Annotated in this window: 13 protein-coding genes; 9 read left to right on the top strand and 4 right to left on the bottom strand. The window is 40.9% G+C overall.

Going from position 1 to position 16,332, the window contains the following annotated elements:
- Positions 1-204: 204 nt before the first annotated feature.
- The 5 genes from lepA (at position 205) to KI210_RS08025 (ending at position 6,462) form a co-directional block, all read left to right on the top strand.
- Positions 205-2,043, top strand: coding sequence for a translation elongation factor 4 (gene lepA, locus KI210_RS08045; protein ID WP_212781366.1), 1,839 nt, complete (start codon positions 205-207; stop codon positions 2,041-2,043).
- Positions 2,044-2,045: 2 nt separating this feature from the next.
- Complete coding sequence (locus tag KI210_RS08040) at positions 2,046-2,741, top strand: class A sortase (RefSeq protein WP_212781365.1); 696 nt, start codon at positions 2,046-2,048, stop codon at positions 2,739-2,741.
- Entirely contained in the window at positions 2,738-4,996 is a 2,259-nt protein-coding gene (gene recJ, locus KI210_RS08035; protein ID WP_212781364.1) for a single-stranded-DNA-specific exonuclease RecJ, read from the top strand. Before KI210_RS08040 ends, recJ begins: the two co-directional genes overlap by 4 nt.
- A 103-nt stretch (positions 4,997-5,099) precedes the next feature.
- Positions 5,100-5,627, top strand: coding sequence for an adenine phosphoribosyltransferase (locus tag KI210_RS08030; protein WP_212781363.1), 528 nt, complete (start codon positions 5,100-5,102; stop codon positions 5,625-5,627).
- Between the two features lie 61 nt (positions 5,628-5,688).
- Positions 5,689-6,462: an alpha/beta fold hydrolase gene (locus KI210_RS08025; RefSeq protein ID WP_212781362.1), complete on the top strand. Its 774-nt coding sequence runs from the start codon at positions 5,689-5,691 to the stop codon at positions 6,460-6,462.
- 72 nt (positions 6,463-6,534) lie between these two features.
- Here the strand turns inward: KI210_RS08025 and KI210_RS08020 are convergent, their stop codons facing one another.
- Positions 6,535-8,808, bottom strand: coding sequence for an HAD-IC family P-type ATPase (locus KI210_RS08020; protein WP_212781361.1), 2,274 nt, complete (start codon positions 8,806-8,808; stop codon positions 6,535-6,537).
- Between the two features lie 119 nt (positions 8,809-8,927).
- Here KI210_RS08020 and KI210_RS08015 point away from each other — a divergent pair, with 119 nt between their 5' ends.
- Positions 8,928-9,773, top strand: a complete 846-nt coding sequence (locus KI210_RS08015; RefSeq protein WP_212781360.1) for a LysR family transcriptional regulator — start codon at positions 8,928-8,930, stop codon at positions 9,771-9,773.
- 50 nt (positions 9,774-9,823) lie between these two features.
- Here KI210_RS08015 and eno read toward each other — a convergent pair whose 3' ends face one another.
- A complete protein-coding gene (eno, locus tag KI210_RS08010; RefSeq protein WP_212781359.1) occupies positions 9,824-11,110 on the bottom strand; it encodes a phosphopyruvate hydratase in 1,287 nt (428 codons plus the stop codon).
- 217 nt (positions 11,111-11,327) lie between these two features.
- Here eno and KI210_RS08005 point away from each other — a divergent pair, with 217 nt between their 5' ends.
- Positions 11,328-12,170, top strand: coding sequence for a DegV family protein (locus tag KI210_RS08005; protein ID WP_212781358.1), 843 nt, complete (start codon positions 11,328-11,330; stop codon positions 12,168-12,170).
- A 45-nt stretch (positions 12,171-12,215) separates the two neighbouring features.
- On the opposite strand, the gene KI210_RS08000 is transcribed toward KI210_RS08005, so the two are convergent.
- A complete protein-coding gene (locus KI210_RS08000) occupies positions 12,216-12,794 on the bottom strand; it encodes a phosphatase PAP2 family protein (RefSeq protein WP_212781357.1) in 579 nt (192 codons plus the stop codon).
- Between the two features lie 184 nt (positions 12,795-12,978).
- Here KI210_RS08000 and KI210_RS07995 point away from each other — a divergent pair, with 184 nt between their 5' ends.
- Complete coding sequence (locus KI210_RS07995; RefSeq protein ID WP_212781356.1) at positions 12,979-14,778, top strand: DUF2207 domain-containing protein; 1,800 nt, start codon at positions 12,979-12,981, stop codon at positions 14,776-14,778.
- Positions 14,779-14,821: 43 nt separating this feature from the next.
- On the opposite strand, the gene KI210_RS07990 is transcribed toward KI210_RS07995, so the two are convergent.
- Complete coding sequence (locus tag KI210_RS07990; RefSeq protein ID WP_212781355.1) at positions 14,822-15,274, bottom strand: Rrf2 family transcriptional regulator; 453 nt, start codon at positions 15,272-15,274, stop codon at positions 14,822-14,824.
- A 137-nt stretch (positions 15,275-15,411) separates the two neighbouring features.
- Here KI210_RS07990 and KI210_RS07985 point away from each other — a divergent pair, with 137 nt between their 5' ends.
- Entirely contained in the window at positions 15,412-16,332 is a 921-nt protein-coding gene (locus tag KI210_RS07985) for a glycine betaine ABC transporter substrate-binding protein (RefSeq protein WP_212781354.1), read from the top strand.

Here is a 16,332-nt window from a genome sequence, read left to right as displayed (position 1 = left end):
TTGAGAAATAGAGGCTATGGCCTCTTTTTCTTGCGCAATAAAAAATCCTGTTAACAGGATATCATATAGATAAACCATCAACAGGAAAAATTATAGAGCCAAAATACTCGCCGACCATTTGTCAGCGAGTATTTTTTGCTTAAAAAATTTATTTGCAAATATGGCTTTGATATAATGAGTATTACAGAAAAGGTGAACAACTATATGGATTTCAAAAAATTAGAAGACTATCAAAAACATATTCGCAATTTTTCCATCGTTGCCCATATTGATCATGGCAAGTCAACGATCGCTGATCGTATCTTGGAGCTGACAGATACGGTTTCAGAGCGGCAGCTGAAAAGCCAAATGCTTGATGATATGCCCTTAGAGCGTCAACGGGGAATTACGATCAAGATGAACTCCGTTGAGGTGAAATACCACGCCAAGGATGGAGAAGACTACGTCTTTCATCTAATTGATACCCCTGGGCACGTTGACTTTTCATATGAAGTCTCTCGTTCTTTAGCCGCTTGTGAAGGTGCGCTGTTAGTCGTAGACGCAAGTCAAGGCGTACAAGCTCAGACGCTTGCTAATACTTATTTGGCAGTTGACAATGATTTGGAAATTGTCCCTGTTTTAAACAAGATTGATTTGCCTTCGGCCGACCCCGAAAAAGCTAAAGAAGAAATTGAAGAAATGCTTGGACTTGATGCCAGTGACGCAGCTGAAGTTTCCGGCAAAACCGGTCAGGGAATCGAAGACATGCTAGAAAAGATTGTGACTGACATTCCGGCTCCGACAGGCGATCTACAGGCACCTTTAAAAGCCCTGATTTTTGATTCAAAATACGATGATTATCGTGGGGTAGTTTTATCCGTCAGAATTAAAGAAGGAACGGTTAAAAAGGGTGATCGAATTCAGATTATGAATACTGGCAAGGAGTATGAAGTAACTGAAGTCGGTGTTTCCAGTCCCCATCCCGTAAAAAAGGATATCCTGATTGCTGGCGATGTTGGTTACTTAACTGCCAACATCAAATCAGTCCGCGAAACGCGAGTTGGTGATACCATCACGGATGCTGATAATCCGACAGCTGAACCTCTTCCAGGTTATCGCCAAATTCCGCCAATGGTTTATTCTGGGATGTATCCCGTTGATAATGCTAAATACGACGATTTGAAAGAGGCCTTGCAAAAACTGCAGCTAAACGATGCTGCCCTTGAATTTGAACCTGAAAGTTCAACTGCCTTGGGCTTTGGTTTTCGGTGCGGATTTTTAGGATTGCTCCATATGGACGTGGTCCAGGAAAGATTAGAGCAAGAATTTAACCTGGATTTGATCATGACGGCCCCAAGTGTTGATTATCATGCAATTATGAATGATGGATCGACCAAAGTAATTGACAACCCAAGTGATTTGCCGAGTGCAGGGGAATATCAAGAAGTTCAAGAACCTTATGTAAAAGCTGAAATCATGGTTCCTAATGACTTTGTTGGACCGGTCATGGAACTTTGTCAACGCAAACGCGGTGAATTTAAGACCATGGACTATCTCGACAAATATCGTGTCAACGTTATTTATGAGATTCCGCTGGCCGAAATTATTTTTGACTTCTTCGATGACTTGAAATCATCCACTAAGGGTTATGCTTCCTTGGACTATCAAATTATCGGCTATCGGGCGACTGATTTAGTTAAGATCGATATCTTGTTGAATAAAGATCCGATCGATGCTCTAAGCTTTATCGCTCACCGGGATGAAGCACAAGTACGGGCTCGTCAGATGACAAGCATGTTGAAAAAGTTAATTCCGCGTCAAAACTTTGAAGTCGATATTCAGGGAGCAATTGGTGCTAAAATTATTTCGCGAGCAACAATTAAACCATATCGGAAAGATGTTACTTGGAAGATTCATACTGGCGACCCTGACAGACGTGCTAAGCTGCTTGAAAAGCAACGTAGGGGCAAGAAACGCATGAAGGCGGTAGGACGCGTTGAGGTACCTCAAGATGCCTTTATGGCAGTTTTAAAAATGAATGACGACGATATCAAAGGCAAATAACGATGACAAAAGAAAATAAGTCAAAGTCTGATAAGAAAAGTTTAATTATCAGGATTATAGCGATAATTTTACTGGTAGCTGGAATTGTGTTAATTTTCAATAAGCCGATTGGTGACTGGATGATAAGACAAAACCAGCAATCAACCCTATCTTCATTAACCAAAAAGAAGGTAGAGGCCAATAAAAAGAAAAAAGGGATGTTTGACTTTAGCAAGGTCAAAGATATGGATGCCGCCAAGGCTACCAAGACTAGATTGAAAAATACTGCCAATGCTATCGGTGCCTTAGCAATTCCTGATGTAAATATGTATTTGCCAATTATGTTAGGATTGTCCGATGATTCCTTGTCAACTGGTGGCGGGACCATGAGAGCAAATCAAACTATGGGTAAGGGTAATTATCCTTTGGCAGGCCACTATATGACTAGCAATGGCATACTATTTTCACCCTTAGAGAATACTCAGCTTGGGCAAAAGGTATATTTGACCGACCTAAAGCATATTTATATTTATCGAATTTACATGAAGAAAAAGGTAGATCCGCATGCGGTTTATCTCGTTCGCAACACTAAAAAGGCAATCGTGACTTTGATTACCTGTGCCGATGGTGGGGTTAACCGTTGGGCGGTCCGCGGGAAATTAATCGATACAGAAAAAGCAACTAATAAGAATCTGCAGGTGTTTAAACTAAACTCATGAAATGGGAGCAGCGAACAGGTGAAGCAATTTCACCAGAACTGATTGAGCAATTTCAACTTAGCCCGATTACGGCTAAGTTGTTTTCTTTGCGAGGAATTACAACAGAAGAACAATTAAATTTTTGGTTCAATGCGACAGAAGAAAATTTAGCCGATCCGAGCTTGATGCATGACCTAGACAAGGCGGTTGACCGAATTATGGAGGCCGTAGATGCGGGGCAAAAAATTACCGTTTATGGCGATTATGATGCTGATGGCATTACCGCCACGGCAATTATGACGGAAACGCTAAGCATTTTAGGGGCTGATGTGCATTATTTTATTCCTGATCGTTTTAAAGATGGATATGGCCCTAATATGGAAAGCTACCAAAAGCTGGTTGCGGATGGCACTAAACTGATAATTACGGTCGATAATGGAATCACCGGAGTAGAAGAAATTGCCTATGCTAAAAAAGCTGGCGTTGATACGATTCTGACTGATCACCATACGATTCAAGACCAAATTCCCGATGCTTATGCGGTGGTCCATTGCAATTATCCCGGTCAAGCATATCCTTTTGACGATTACTGCGGGGCAGGTGTAGCTTATACAATTTGTCGCCAATTAATGCAAGATCCAATGACTGATTTATTGGACTTAGCAATGATTGGAACCATTGGCGATATGGTTAAGGTCAGTGGTGAAGGGCATATTATTGTTAAGCGCGGTTTGGAAGTCCTTAATCAAACATCAAGAGTAGGCTTGCAGGCTTTGATTAAGCAAGCTGGCCTGAAAGCAGGTACAATTGATGAAACTGATGTTGGCTTTAATATTGCCCCTCGTCTAAATGCAACCGGCCGCCTAGCTAATGCCAGCTTGGCTGTTGAATTGCTTCTGACGGATGATGAACTTGAAGCTGACAAACTGGCTAAAGAAATTGAAGATCTTAATAATGAACGTAAAGATTTAACTAAAAAAGTCTTTTCAAGCTGCCTTGAGCAAGTAAAACAGAATGGCTGGGTTAAAGAACCAAGTTTGGTCATTTATGATCCAAGTTTCCACGAGGGAGTATTAGGTCTAGTGGCCAATAAAATTGTTGAGGAACTGCATAAACCAACTATTGTTTTAACCAAAAATGATCAGGGCGAAATCAAGGGATCAGGTCGTTCCACGCCAAACATCAATCTCTTTGATTCACTTGAACCTCTGAAGCAAGATTTGCTAACCAAATTTGGCGGTCACGATTTTGCCTGTGGCCTTTCCCTAACAGAAGATAAGATTGATTTATTGCGCAATGCTTTTAAAGAACATTTGGTTGCAAATACCAATTCAGCCAATAAAAAGTATGATCTGGAATTGCCGCTTAAGCAGTTGAAGCCAGATGTGATGGCGGAAATTCAGGCTGCTGGTCCTTATGGAACTGACCATCCAAAGCCAATTTTTTCTTTGACCGCTCCGCAAATCAGCCACTTCATTAAGATCGGCAGTGATAAGAACCATGTCAGGTTTACGGTTGGCGGCTTAACGGTTTTGGGCTTCAATATGGGCTATCTAACTAGCGAACTATTGCCCTATGTAAACCGCATTTTTGTTGAACTGGGCCTTAATAACTACCGGGGAAAAAGCAGTTTACAAGGAATCATTGCTGGTCTTGAATTTGGGTCACCGCAATATTTGACCAATCAGGCAGTAATTGATTTACGAAGAGAAAAATATGTAATGGGATTTGCCGATAAATATCTTTTCTTTGATCCTAAGAATCTCAAGTTAGCGCAAAATCAATATAATTTGGCGGATGATCAAGTCTTGCTTTTAAATGATTATCACGGCGAAGGTGGCAGTTTGGTATTACTTGATACGCCACGAAACCTAAATGAATTAAATCAAGCCTTAGAGCCAGAATTTGATGAAGTCTATTTGCGGTTCTTAGTAGATCAATTGCCTGTGAGCGCAATTCCCAATGAAGCTCAATTTAGACAGGTACTAAAATATATTTATACTCATCCAGCTCTTAGTCCTGAAGATTACCAGGAAGTAGCTCCTTTTTTAGGCATGGACTATGAAGAGATCCTCTTTGTTTTAAGAGTCTTCTTTGAATTAAGGTTTGTTAAATTGGCTGATGGCAAACTGGTAAAGAGTGAACAGGTCGTCAAGACGCCTTTAAATCAGTCAAAATATTTGCAATCGGCATATGCAAAAATTAAGTTTGCCAACCAGCTTCGAACTATGCCTAGCCAAAGACTAGTTCAATATGTAAATCGTTTTGTACATTAAAAGGATAATTGCTGGTTTTACTGTTATTATTGCTCGATATCGAGTAAAATATACATGTATCAACTCAAAAATAGCGAAAGCGAAGATGGAGGTTTTTCTTCTAATGGCTATTGATTTTAAAAAACACATCGCAAGTATTCAGGATTTTCCAAATGAGGGGATTGTCTTTCGGGACATTACGCCAATTTTGCAAGATCCTAAGCTTTACAAAGCTGCTACCCACGAATTAGCCGAATATGCTAAAAGTCGTGGGGCCGATGTGATTGTTGGGCCTGAAGCTCGTGGCTTTATCGTTGGTTGTCCTGTTGCAACCGAATTAGGCTTGGGCTTTGTACCTGCACGGAAGCCACATAAATTACCACGTAAGACAGTTAAGGCGGCTTATGATCTTGAATATGGTTCAAATAGTCTTGAGATGCACGTTGATGCCATCAAGCCGGGGCAAAAAGTTGTCGTTTGCGATGACTTGTTGGCCACAGCCGGAACTTTGCGAGCAACTAAGCAATTGATTGAAGATTTAGGTGCTAAGCTTGTTGGTGCTGCTTTCTACATTGAACTACCAGATCTTAAGGGTCGGGACTTGTTGCCAGATGTTGACATTTATTCATTGGTACAATTCCACGGAGCTTAATAATTAAAAAAAGAGGGTTAAGCCCTCTTTATTTTTTATGACGTACGAATAGAGGATTTAGATGGAATTTTTGACGAGTGACGGCGTTTCGCTTTTTTATCAAGAATATGGCAATCAGGGCCCAATTATGCTTTGCCTACCAGGGCTAGCAGCTTCAGATAGCCTCTGGCAAGAATTTTGCCAGTCCATGCCAGATTGGCATATCTTCGTTTTACAGGCTCGAAATCAAGGCAGGTCAGAACGTACCTATCGGGGGCAGCGAATCAGCCGCCATGCCAAAGATGTTTACGAATTTTTGGAAGCTAAGGGTTTGCATGACGTTTTAGGCGTTGGCAATTCCATGGGGGCTGCTACGCTATTTTCCTATCTGTCGTTATTTGGGTCAGGCCAGTTTAAGGCTGTGGTTGATTTAGATCAGTCACCCAAAATGATCAATGACCATAATTGGCGTTTTGGCTTTAAAGACTTGAGAATGGATAATTTTTTTGAGTATTTGAAAGCACCAATTGACCATCCAACTTATCACGGGGTTAGTGAGGAGCTGCGTCACTTGGCTCAAGAGGATTACCAGGAAAATCCGTATGAACCGCAAGAAAACTATCCATTTTTGCTTGATCACGCAATGCAAGATTGGCGAGATGTAGTGGTGGATTTGAAAATTCCGCTGTTAGTAGTTACTGGTAAGAATTCTCCATACTTTGATTATCATTTTGGGGATGCCTTAGTCGAGATGAATTCCCTCGTCAAGCATGTAAATGTAAACGAATGTGGACATGTCATCCAGGCTGAAAAGCCGCAGGAATTGGCAAAGATAATAAACAGTTTTGCTAAATAGCCGTAAAAGAAAAGAGATTGAATTTTTGGTAATTCAATCTCTTTTTACTTTTTACATAATAGTTATAAGCTTTTAACGGTTTTGTGCGAAGGGGTGGTAGATGATATCAATGACAACTGCCCCAAGCAAGGCAACCAAGATCGTCATTCCTAGTTGGTCAAATGAGATTTGCGTCATTGCGATACCTGCTAATGCGAGCACAAAGGTAATAATCACATCAGCTATTTGTACGCCACCAACCAGTTTAGAAGGATAGTCCATCCAGAAGAATTTTCTGGTTCTAGTAATGAGGACTAAGAACATCGCACTTAATACTAAAAATACATAAACCATAGTTCCTACCTGGCCGTGGGGAGTATTAATGTGATTTAAATAGGCCACAAAGCCAATTCCGACCAGCATCCAAAGGAAGGCAAGCGAGAAGGAAATTTTTGCCAATTTGCCCATGTTCCAGTTCTCAGGCTTAGTAGTAATTTCTGCTCGGTCAGTCCCAATCATCATGGTAACCATATTGTTCATGATCGTGTAAATAACCATCGCATTTAGGGCCATTGGAATGTAGTTATAAGCCAAATAACCAAAAGTTAATAGCATAGTTAGTTCCGCGGTTCTGGCCAATTTGGTTAAGGACCAAGTGGTCATTCTTTGATATACCCGGTGACCGGCATCCAAAATTTTAATAATTGGGGTTAAGCCATCATCTAACAGTACCATTTTGCCAGACCGTTTAGCCACATCGGCTGCGTTTGACATCGCAATACCAACTTCGGCTTGTTTTAGAGCAGGGGCGTCGTTAACTCCGTCTCCGGTCATTCCTACGATATAACCGGCCTTTTGGAAGTACTTAACCATTTTTAATTTATCTTCCGGTAAAACGTCGGCGATTCCTGCGATTTCAGAGACCTTGGTTTGTTCATTAAAATCTTTAATTGAAATGACTTGTCCCTTTAAGGCGACTTCTTTTGCTACAGCGGCAGCGGTTCTTTGGTTGTCGCCAGTTAACATAATGGTCTTGATACCGCGATTATGCAATTCCTGCAAGGCCTCTTTAGAGTCGGGGCGGATTTTATCCTTAAGGATAAAGACTCCAGCCAACTGGTCATTCACCAACACTGCTACTGAACGGCCGGCAGCAAAATCAATCTTTTTCGTTACTGTTTCCGCATTCGGATCAATAAGCGATAATTGCTTAAATGACCCAAGTTTGACGTTGTCATTGCCGCTAACAGCCATTGAATAACCGGTATCACTGGTAAATGGGGTGAAGTTGTCAACTGGCTTGCTCTTGATCTGTTTGCTATCCAAATAGTCGATGAGAGCTTGATCAATGATTCCGCTATTTCGACGATCAACGGCGGTAGAAACAAGGGCTAAGAGTTCTTCGTCTTTTAAATTAGTGAAGTTTGTCCAAGTGTTTACAGCGGTTTTGTTTTCGGTAATGGTGCCAGTCTTGTCGAGTAAGAGCAGATTAAGGTTGGCAGCATCTTGGATACCAGTTAAGTCTGAAGTTAATACGCCATTTTTACTTAGACGCGTAGCTTCAAAGGAGTTTGAAAGGGCGAAAGTTGAAGGCATTGCAACAGGAATTGAAGCAATAAACATCATTGCCAAAAATGGCAGCATATTAATTAAATTCTTTAAGTCGCCACCCTTAAAGAATGAGGCCACGATAATGATCAAAGTTAAGATACCATCTAACAAGCAAAGATAGTAAATGATTTTGGTCAAAAGTTGTTGTAAGTGACCTGGGGCAGCCGAGTTATTAATCAGGTTAATGGTTTTTCCAGAACGTGAGTCTTTGCCAGTTGCCACTACTCGAGCTAGGCCATGTCCCTCAACCAAGGTTGTGCCAGCGTAAGCAGTACCATCAACTTGCTTCTTTTGGGCCTTAGATTCACCAGTAATTGAACTTTCATCAAAGCTCATGCTGCCTTCCAAAATTTTAACATCGGCAGCTAATACGTCACCGCGAGAAAGGCTGATTAAATCGCCAACGACCAATTCTTTAGAGTCGAGGGTAATCCATTTGCCATCACGTTCGACGTGGACCTTTGGGGTTAGTTCATGAGAAATTGAATCTAAAACTTTGCGCGACTTTTTCTTTTGCGTAGCGCCGTTGTATGCCGCGAACAGCAGCATTAACAAAACAAATAAGGATTGAATCCATTTCCCTAAGATACATTCTAGGATTAAGGCTGCTTCTAGAATCCACGCTGATAGGTTCCATAATTTGCCGAAAAAGGCTTTCCAAAAATTGTATTCAGGCTCGGGCACTTCATTACGCCCATTTTCTTTAAGCAAACGATCTGCTTCGGCTTGACTTAAGCCATGAAATTCTTTTGCCATTGTTCTTCCTCCCTAAATTTTATCCTTATCTAAAGTAGCATATAAATTGACCTAAATAAAATATTTAATTAGGATAAGTAATATACAAAAATTAGATATCACAAAAAGGGGATATGTTTATGAACTTGAAGCAGCTGGAGTATTTCATGACGGTGGCGCGGGAAAAGCAAATAACTCGGGCAGCCCAAAAATTGCATGTCGCGCAGCCACCAATGAGTTACCAGTTAAAGCAGCTGGAAGAGGAATTACAAGCCAAACTATTCATTCGCAACGCCCATGGGATTGAATTGACTGATGCGGGTCGGGAATTAGCCTCTTATGCAGAACGTATTTTAACATTAGCAGATACTGCTCAAAGTCAAGTTTCCAAAACCGCCAAAGGGGAGTTAGGAACCATTCGAATCGGAACGGCATCAAGCTCAGGGGCATGCTTGCCAACGCCGGCACTTCGTGAATTTGTAAATTTTTATCCTGACATTAATTTTGACATATTTGAAAGCAATACTTTCGGCATAATAGAAAAGTTAAATGACCAGACCCTAGACTTGGGACTCGTGCGAACGCCTTTTGATCATACGGGATTTGAATCAAAAACTTTAACTACCGAACCCATGGTAGCTGTGACTACGAATCAGCAGCTTTTACGCAATAAAAGTCTCAGATTAAAAACTATTGCCAAGGAAAATTTGATAATTTATCGGCGCTTTGAAAATATTTTTGAAAGTAGTTTTGCCCATGCCGGGCTCAAGGTCTTTTATGCGGTAAAGTGTGATGATTCAAGAACAGCGATTCAGTGGGCCAAAATGGGTATGGGGACTGCTTTAGTTCCTCAAACCATTGCTGAATTATATGCACCCAATTATTGGGTAAAAATCAACCATCAAAGTTGGGAGACTCATTTGGAGTTGATCTGGCTCAAGCACAAGGCTAAACCGTTAATTCAAAGACTGATAAAATTAATGTAAAAAAAAGAGAGTTTGCATTGCAAACTCTCTTTTTAAATCAGTTAAAGAAATTAGTCGTGGTCAACGTCGTCTGGGAAGAATGCCAAACGTTCGCCCTTACCAAGTTCTTCTTCGATTTCAAGCATACGGTTGTACTTTTCAACACGTTCTGAACGAGCTGGGGCACCAGTCTTAAGTTGGCCACCGTTGATGGCAATTGCCAAGTCAGCGATGAAGGTGTCACCAGTTTCACCTGAACGGTGAGAAATCATAGTGTTGTAGCCGTTCTTACGTGAAATCCGGATAGTTTCAAGGGTTTCAGTAACAGTACCGATTTGGTTCAACTTGATCAATGAAGCGTTACCGGCACCTTCCTTGATAGCCTTTCTCAAAAGGGCAGGGTTAGTACAAATGAAGTCGTCAAGAACGATTTGGAGACGGTCCTTGTGGCTTTGAGTGAACTTAACCATACCATCGATGTCGTTTTCGTCGTATGGGTCTTCCATAGAAATTAATTCTGGGAATTCGCTCAAAAGCTTGTCGTAGTAGTCTGCCAATTCGTCATCAGTCAAGACCTTACCTTCAAGGTGGTACTTGCCGTCTTCCTTGTTGTAGAAGTATGAAGCAGCACAGTCACAAGCAATAGCAATATCTTCACCTGGCTTGTAACCAGCCTTGATAATAGCTTCGTGCAAAGCCTTCAAAGCTTCTTCTGAGTTCTTCATGTTAGGAGCGAAACCACCTTCATCGCCAAGGCCAGTTTCGTAACCCATGTCTTCAAGAACCTTCTTCAAAGTGTGGTAAGTGTTAACAATCTTTTCGAAGCCATCACGGAATGAAGTCTTCTTAACTGGGGTGATCATGAATTCTTGAATGTCGATACCGTTGTCAGCGTGTTCACCACCGTTGATAACGTTGTGGAAAGTTTGTGGCACTTCAAGGTCAATACCGCCAAGGTATCTGTAAAGAGGTTGGTGGGTTGCCTTAGCAGCAACGTCAGCAACAGCCATAGATACACCCAAGATAGCGTTAGCACCTAAACGACCCTTGTTAGGAGTACCGTCTAAGTCGATCATAGTTTGGTCGATCAATGCTTGGTTGAATGGTGACATACCCTTCAAAGCGTCGTTAATTTCAGTGTTAACGTTGTTAACAGCCTTTGAAACGCCCTTGCCACCAAGACGTGAACCACCATCACGTAATTCAACAGCTTCGTTTTCACCAGTAGAAGCACCTGATGGAACTTCTGCCTTGGCAACTAAGCCGTTTGAAAGGGTAACTTCTGCTTCAACAGTTGGGTTACCACGTGAGTCAAAGATTTCTCTAGCATGAACGTTTTCAATAACTGGTTTTAACATCAAAAAACCTCCTCAAAAATTATGGCGACCAACAACATGCAATAATTGATCACCACGAAGAGCATTTGCTCTCTAATTACACCTCAAATTTTAGCCTAACTTTGTGAATGTGTAAACACATGAAAACGCTTTACATACTAAAAATTGGTAAAGTTAATTGAAGTTGAAAAAAGCTTTACTATATAATATCAGGTATAGACTTTTATGAGGATAAAATATGAGCGAAATTCGATTGATTTTAGATACTGCTTCAAATGAAAATGATCATGAAGCAGCAAATATCAAAGTAGTTCCATTAACAGTAAGTTTTGGGCAAGAAACCTTTGTTGACGATGGTCAAACGACTGTCGCTGACTTTTTAGAAACGATGCAGCGGTCAAAAGTTGCCGGAAAGAGCAGCTGCCCAAGCATTCAGGACTGGTTAAATGCCCTTGAAGGGTCGCAAAAAGCAATTATAATTGCTCTGACTAGCGCCTTGTCTGGTTCCTATTCTTCGGCATTTCAAGCTAAACAAATTTATGAAGAAAAAAATCCGGGAAGCAGCGTCATTGTAGTTGATTCGCGTTCCGCGGGGCCAGAACAAAGCATTATTTTACATGGCATTCAACAATTGCTAAAAGGCGAAACCCGTTGGGCCGATTTAGATCAAAAAATTGCTGAGATGCGCCAAGAAACTCATCTGCTTTTTGTGCTGCAGTCTCTGCGCAACCTATCATTAAATGGCCGAGTGCCCGGAGCAGTTGCTAAATTAGCAGGAGTTTTAAAAATTGCTGTCATTGGTACTGCAAGCTTAGAAGGAAAATTTGAACTCTTGGCCAAAACCAGGGGCATGAAGCGGGCCATTAAGGAACTTGCTAAACAAATGCAGCAGTTAAATTATCAAGGCGGGGAAGTCATTATTGACCATTGCAATAATCAAGCTGATGCTGAAAAATTGCGCGATCTAATTCTTGAAAAATACCCTTTGGCAAAAATCGCTATTCGTCCGATGAGGCAATTATGTTCTTTTTATGCTGAAGAGGGCGGTCTGATGGTTGGCTTTCGTGAAGCCGCAAATTAAAAATGATTAGCAAAAAAGAAGCTTTGGAATTTCCAAAGCTTCTTTTTAGTGAATTACTAGCAATACTTGATTTGAAAGGCTGAAGCAAAAGATGGCCAAACTTGCCGCTCCTATAACATCAGATGGGTAATGCGCCTTCAGGCTTAAACGAGAAATGATCACCATTAACCAGATCGCAATAATTGCTCCACCAAAAACCCAACCAAATTTTGCGCCAAAGAGCTGCAGCAAAATGAGCATTAAAATCGTTGAACTCAATACATGGCCACTAGGAAAACTATAACCAGCATCAAGGGTTAAATGTTCATTGGGACGCTTACGTCTAATTGATTTTTTCATGACAATTCCAATGGCATCCGTTATGCCTAACGTGCCCAAAATCCAAAAACCGGTCATGAATTGATCATTCTTAATGTAATAACTAGCCAACAACACTGTCCACACAACCACTAGCTTAGGGTCACAGATAAAGGCGATAATTTGCCAACCAAACCCATCGTGTCGACGTACTAGCAAATGGTGAAGTTCGTGGTCAAACAGGTTAAAAAGCCGAGAATGCTTGACCGCATAAATTAGGGCCAGCAGGACTGCAGCTGATAGGGGTAAAACCCATTGACTATACATATGCCAACAAAACCTCTCTTATCACTTGTCTTTCTCATTCATTATTTTAACAGGCTTTTTTGAAAAAGCTATCGATTCCGCTTGAAAATAGGAAATATAACAGACAATATTTAATTCGAGTTTTTTTCTAGACAGTTGGTAGGTCGCTGAAGGATAATTTTATTATGAGCAACAGGAGGACAGAATGAAATTACCAAGAAGGACGCTAATTGTCGCTTTTATTTTTCTGCTAGTTTGGCTAATGCCTCGCAAAGTAGCAGCGGCGGACTACGAAATAACTTCATACCATGTGAAAGTTAAGGTTCAGAAAAATGGGTCAGCCCAAGTCGAGCGCCAAATAAAATATGACTTTGATGATCACACCAATGGCGTGTATTATACCCAAGCTTTGCGAACGGATACTAACCAGAAACTCAGCAAAGCTAAAGTGACTATCATCCAGGGCGGGCATCGGCAACCAATCAAGTTAAGCGATAGTGGTCAAGCTAATACTTATCAGCTTTTTAAAAAACAGCACTCTTACCAATTTAAAGTTTTTCATCCGGTAGACGATGGGGAATTCACGGTCGTTTATCGCTATCAACTGGATAAGGTGGTAAAAAACTATCAGGATACGGCTGAAATAAACTGGAAGATAATTGGCGCTGGCTGGGACGAAGAGTTAAACAACGTTAGGATTGAAATCGCGCTGCCAGCCACCAAGATTGCAAGTCTGCAGGCGTGGGCTCACGGAAACTTAGATGGGTATAACAAGGTCGATAAAAAGCAAGGCAAAGTCATTTTGAGCTTAGATAAAAATCCAGCCAATACTTTTATCGAAACGCATATTGTCTTTGCGCCAACGATTACGGCAGAGAATACCTTTCGTTCAAGCAAAAAGCGGCTAAAACAGATTAGGGAGCAGGAAGCAAGCCTAGCTGCTAAAGCGAATGCTGAACGGAAACGCAACCAAATCAGAAAGACGATTTGGCAATTTGTTCTGATTACCTTGGCCTTTGTTATCATGGCTGTTCAATTAGGTAAATTTCTCAAGCACAAACCTAATCGACTGGTGCCTTATCGGCCTAAGAAAGCACCGCACGTTTTTGATACTCCATCTTACTCAGCAGCTGTTAGTCAAATTCTGTGTTTTGATCAGCAACCCGATGGACGGGCTTTTAGCGGGCACTTGCTCGAATTGGCTGCCAAAAAGCAAATAAAAATTGATCGAGCCGAAAAGAATAATTTTCAGTTGACGCTCCTAAACCCAGACCTATTAGAGAACCAACAGGAAACGCTGCTTGCGGAATTATTTAGTTTAGGTGACGGCAAGCAGTTTAATTCAAGTTCTTTAAAGCTAAACCGCCCGAAAGCTAAATTGATTGCGCAAAAATACGAAGCCTGGCAGGAAGCGGAATACCAAAAGGCTCAGGAGCTGCATTATCGTAATGACCTTCCTTCTATTAGCCGCTTGACAATTTCGTTAGTAGCAGGAGTTTTTTGTTTGGGAATTGCTAATCAATTTTTTGGCGCTAGCTTTAATTGGATTATTGTGGGAACGTTAATCTCACTAGGGATCTGGCTCTTTGTTAAATTCAATTATTCTCCTTATACCAAAGCTGGCGTCAGCATGATGAACCAAGTTCGCGGATATTATTCAATGCTGCACGACATCGGCCAATTTGACCGCAAAGTTTTAGAAGACCAAATTCTTTGGGAAGAGGTAATGCCATATGCAGTTGCTTTTGGCTTGGCACCTAAAGTAGTAAAAACCTTGCAAGCAAATTTCTCACAAGAAGAAATAAACTATCTGCTTCCTAACTATTATTATTTTGTGCTGTTAGACAGTATGAAAGATAATTTTGCCGAAACATTTGATAACTTTTTCGCTGATGCGGTCCAGCAAACTACCAGCCACAGCTCAAGCATTAACGGTTCTTCTGGTGGCTTCAGCGGGGGAAGCAGCGGCGGCTTTGGCGGCGGAAGCGGCGGAGGAGCATTTTAAAAGTTGATAAATCAAAAAGGACACCGTTGAGGCGTCCTTTTATTTATCCCTTAGATTTTTTTGCTTCTTTTTCCGTTTGTCGAACAATGATGGTATCAATGACATCAGCTAGCTTAATCTGGGCTAACTTTGCCTTAGCTGCAATTTCGGCTTGCTGGTAAAACTGCTCCAAGGTCGGTTGGATATTTCCACCCACAATACAGTCGGGATTTGTTGAATGGTCAATTTCAAAGAGTGGCTTGTCTTTTTCAACTGCTAGATAAATATCCAAAAGAGAAATCTTTTCAGCTGGTCTAGCTAACTGGGGGTTGGGCGTGCCATGGGTGGTCTTTAGAAGCTGCGCCTTACGCAGGTCACTCATAAGTTGCCGAACCATGACGGGAGAAGTCTGAATGCTGCCAGCAATGGTGTTACTTGTAAGGGGAATTTTTCCTTTATACACGACAATAAACGATAATAGGTGTATTGAATCACTAAAGCGTGTAGATATTTTCATAAATAAGCCCTCCTCATAAGCTTTTGTTGTTATTATACAAATTACAAATAAATTAAGCAAATCTATTGACTTACGCATCTCTTAGCTTTATATTTTAAATATATCAGTTGTAAAAATACTAAATACAAGAGGAAACGATGACAGTCAAGAAAAAATGGTCCCTTTTCGGATTGATAATTGGCCTAATAATAGCAATTGCTGTTACTCATTGGTCAAATCAAAAGTCAGCCAAACAAGCTAGTGATAATAATATTCAAATTACAATCGGCTCAAAAGATTTCACTGAAAGCAAAATTGTGATGCAAATTTGGGCAGTGGCTTTAGCACGGGAAGGGTACAAAATTAAAACTAAACCTAATATTTCCAGCTCGGTTATCTATCAGGCAATCAAAACCGGGCAGGTTGATCTTTATCCTGAGTATACCGGAACAATTGCAATGAATTATTTAAAAGCTGATTTATCTGGAAAAAGTTCACAAGAAATAGCTGCAATTGCTAAAAAAGGTATGAGGAAAGTTGGATTAACCGTTTTAAAGGCAGCTCCAGCGAATGATTCTCAAGGAATAGTTATCAAGACTTCCTTGGCTAAGAAATACGGAATTTACACGCTGGGCGATTTGCAGAAAAAGGCTGACAAGGTGCGCTTTATCACCCAAGGCGAATTTAACAAACGGTCTGATGGTCTGCCTGGATTAGCGACCGTCTACGGGAAGTTTAGGTTTAAAAGTTCGCGGATTTATGATGCTGGCTTAAAATATCAAATTATGGCTAATAATGAAGGGGATGCAGCACCAGTTTCTACTACGGAAGGGCAACTGGTTAGCAAGGATTACCTTGTATTAAAGGATGAAAAGCATTTTTGGCCGGCATATAATTTAGTTCCTTTGGCAAATAGCAGTATTCTTAATAAAAATCCAAAAATAGCGAAAATCTTAAACCAGATCGATCAGAAATTGACCACTGAAGTTCTGCGAAAGCTAAATAAAAAAGTTGATGTTGACGGACAAGATTATCAAACGGTAGCCCAAGATTGGGTTAGAGAAAATGTAAGGAAATAA

Source organism: Lactobacillus corticis, assembly GCF_018327645.1.
Taxonomy (GTDB): domain Bacteria; phylum Bacillota; class Bacilli; order Lactobacillales; family Lactobacillaceae; genus Lactobacillus; species Lactobacillus corticis.
Note: the sequence above shows the minus strand (reverse complement) of the source record. Positions and strands in the feature narration are given on the sequence as shown.

What these genes read in the sequence shown, in the direction of transcription:
- lepA (WP_212781366.1), top strand. Translation starts at nt 205, where the DNA reads ATGGATTTCAAAAAATTAGAAGACTATCAAAAACATATTCGCAATTTT.
- KI210_RS08040 (WP_212781365.1), top strand. Translation starts at nt 2,046, where the DNA reads ATGACAAAAGAAAATAAGTCAAAGTCTGATAAGAAAAGTTTAATTATC.
- recJ (WP_212781364.1), top strand. Translation starts at nt 2,738, where the DNA reads ATGAAATGGGAGCAGCGAACAGGTGAAGCAATTTCACCAGAACTGATT.
- KI210_RS08030 (WP_212781363.1), top strand. Translation starts at nt 5,100, where the DNA reads ATGGCTATTGATTTTAAAAAACACATCGCAAGTATTCAGGATTTTCCA.
- KI210_RS08025 (WP_212781362.1), top strand. Translation starts at nt 5,689, where the DNA reads ATGGAATTTTTGACGAGTGACGGCGTTTCGCTTTTTTATCAAGAATAT.
- KI210_RS08020 (WP_212781361.1), bottom strand. Translation starts at nt 8,808, where the DNA reads ATGGCAAAAGAATTTCATGGCTTAAGTCAAGCCGAAGCAGATCGTTTG.
- KI210_RS08015 (WP_212781360.1), top strand. Translation starts at nt 8,928, where the DNA reads ATGAACTTGAAGCAGCTGGAGTATTTCATGACGGTGGCGCGGGAAAAG.
- eno (WP_212781359.1), bottom strand. Translation starts at nt 11,110, where the DNA reads ATGTTAAAACCAGTTATTGAAAACGTTCATGCTAGAGAAATCTTTGAC.
- KI210_RS08005 (WP_212781358.1), top strand. Translation starts at nt 11,328, where the DNA reads ATGAGCGAAATTCGATTGATTTTAGATACTGCTTCAAATGAAAATGAT.
- KI210_RS08000 (WP_212781357.1), bottom strand. Translation starts at nt 12,794, where the DNA reads ATGTATAGTCAATGGGTTTTACCCCTATCAGCTGCAGTCCTGCTGGCC.
- KI210_RS07995 (WP_212781356.1), top strand. Translation starts at nt 12,979, where the DNA reads ATGAAATTACCAAGAAGGACGCTAATTGTCGCTTTTATTTTTCTGCTA.
- KI210_RS07990 (WP_212781355.1), bottom strand. Translation starts at nt 15,274, where the DNA reads ATGAAAATATCTACACGCTTTAGTGATTCAATACACCTATTATCGTTT.
- KI210_RS07985 (WP_212781354.1), top strand. Translation starts at nt 15,412, where the DNA reads ATGACAGTCAAGAAAAAATGGTCCCTTTTCGGATTGATAATTGGCCTA.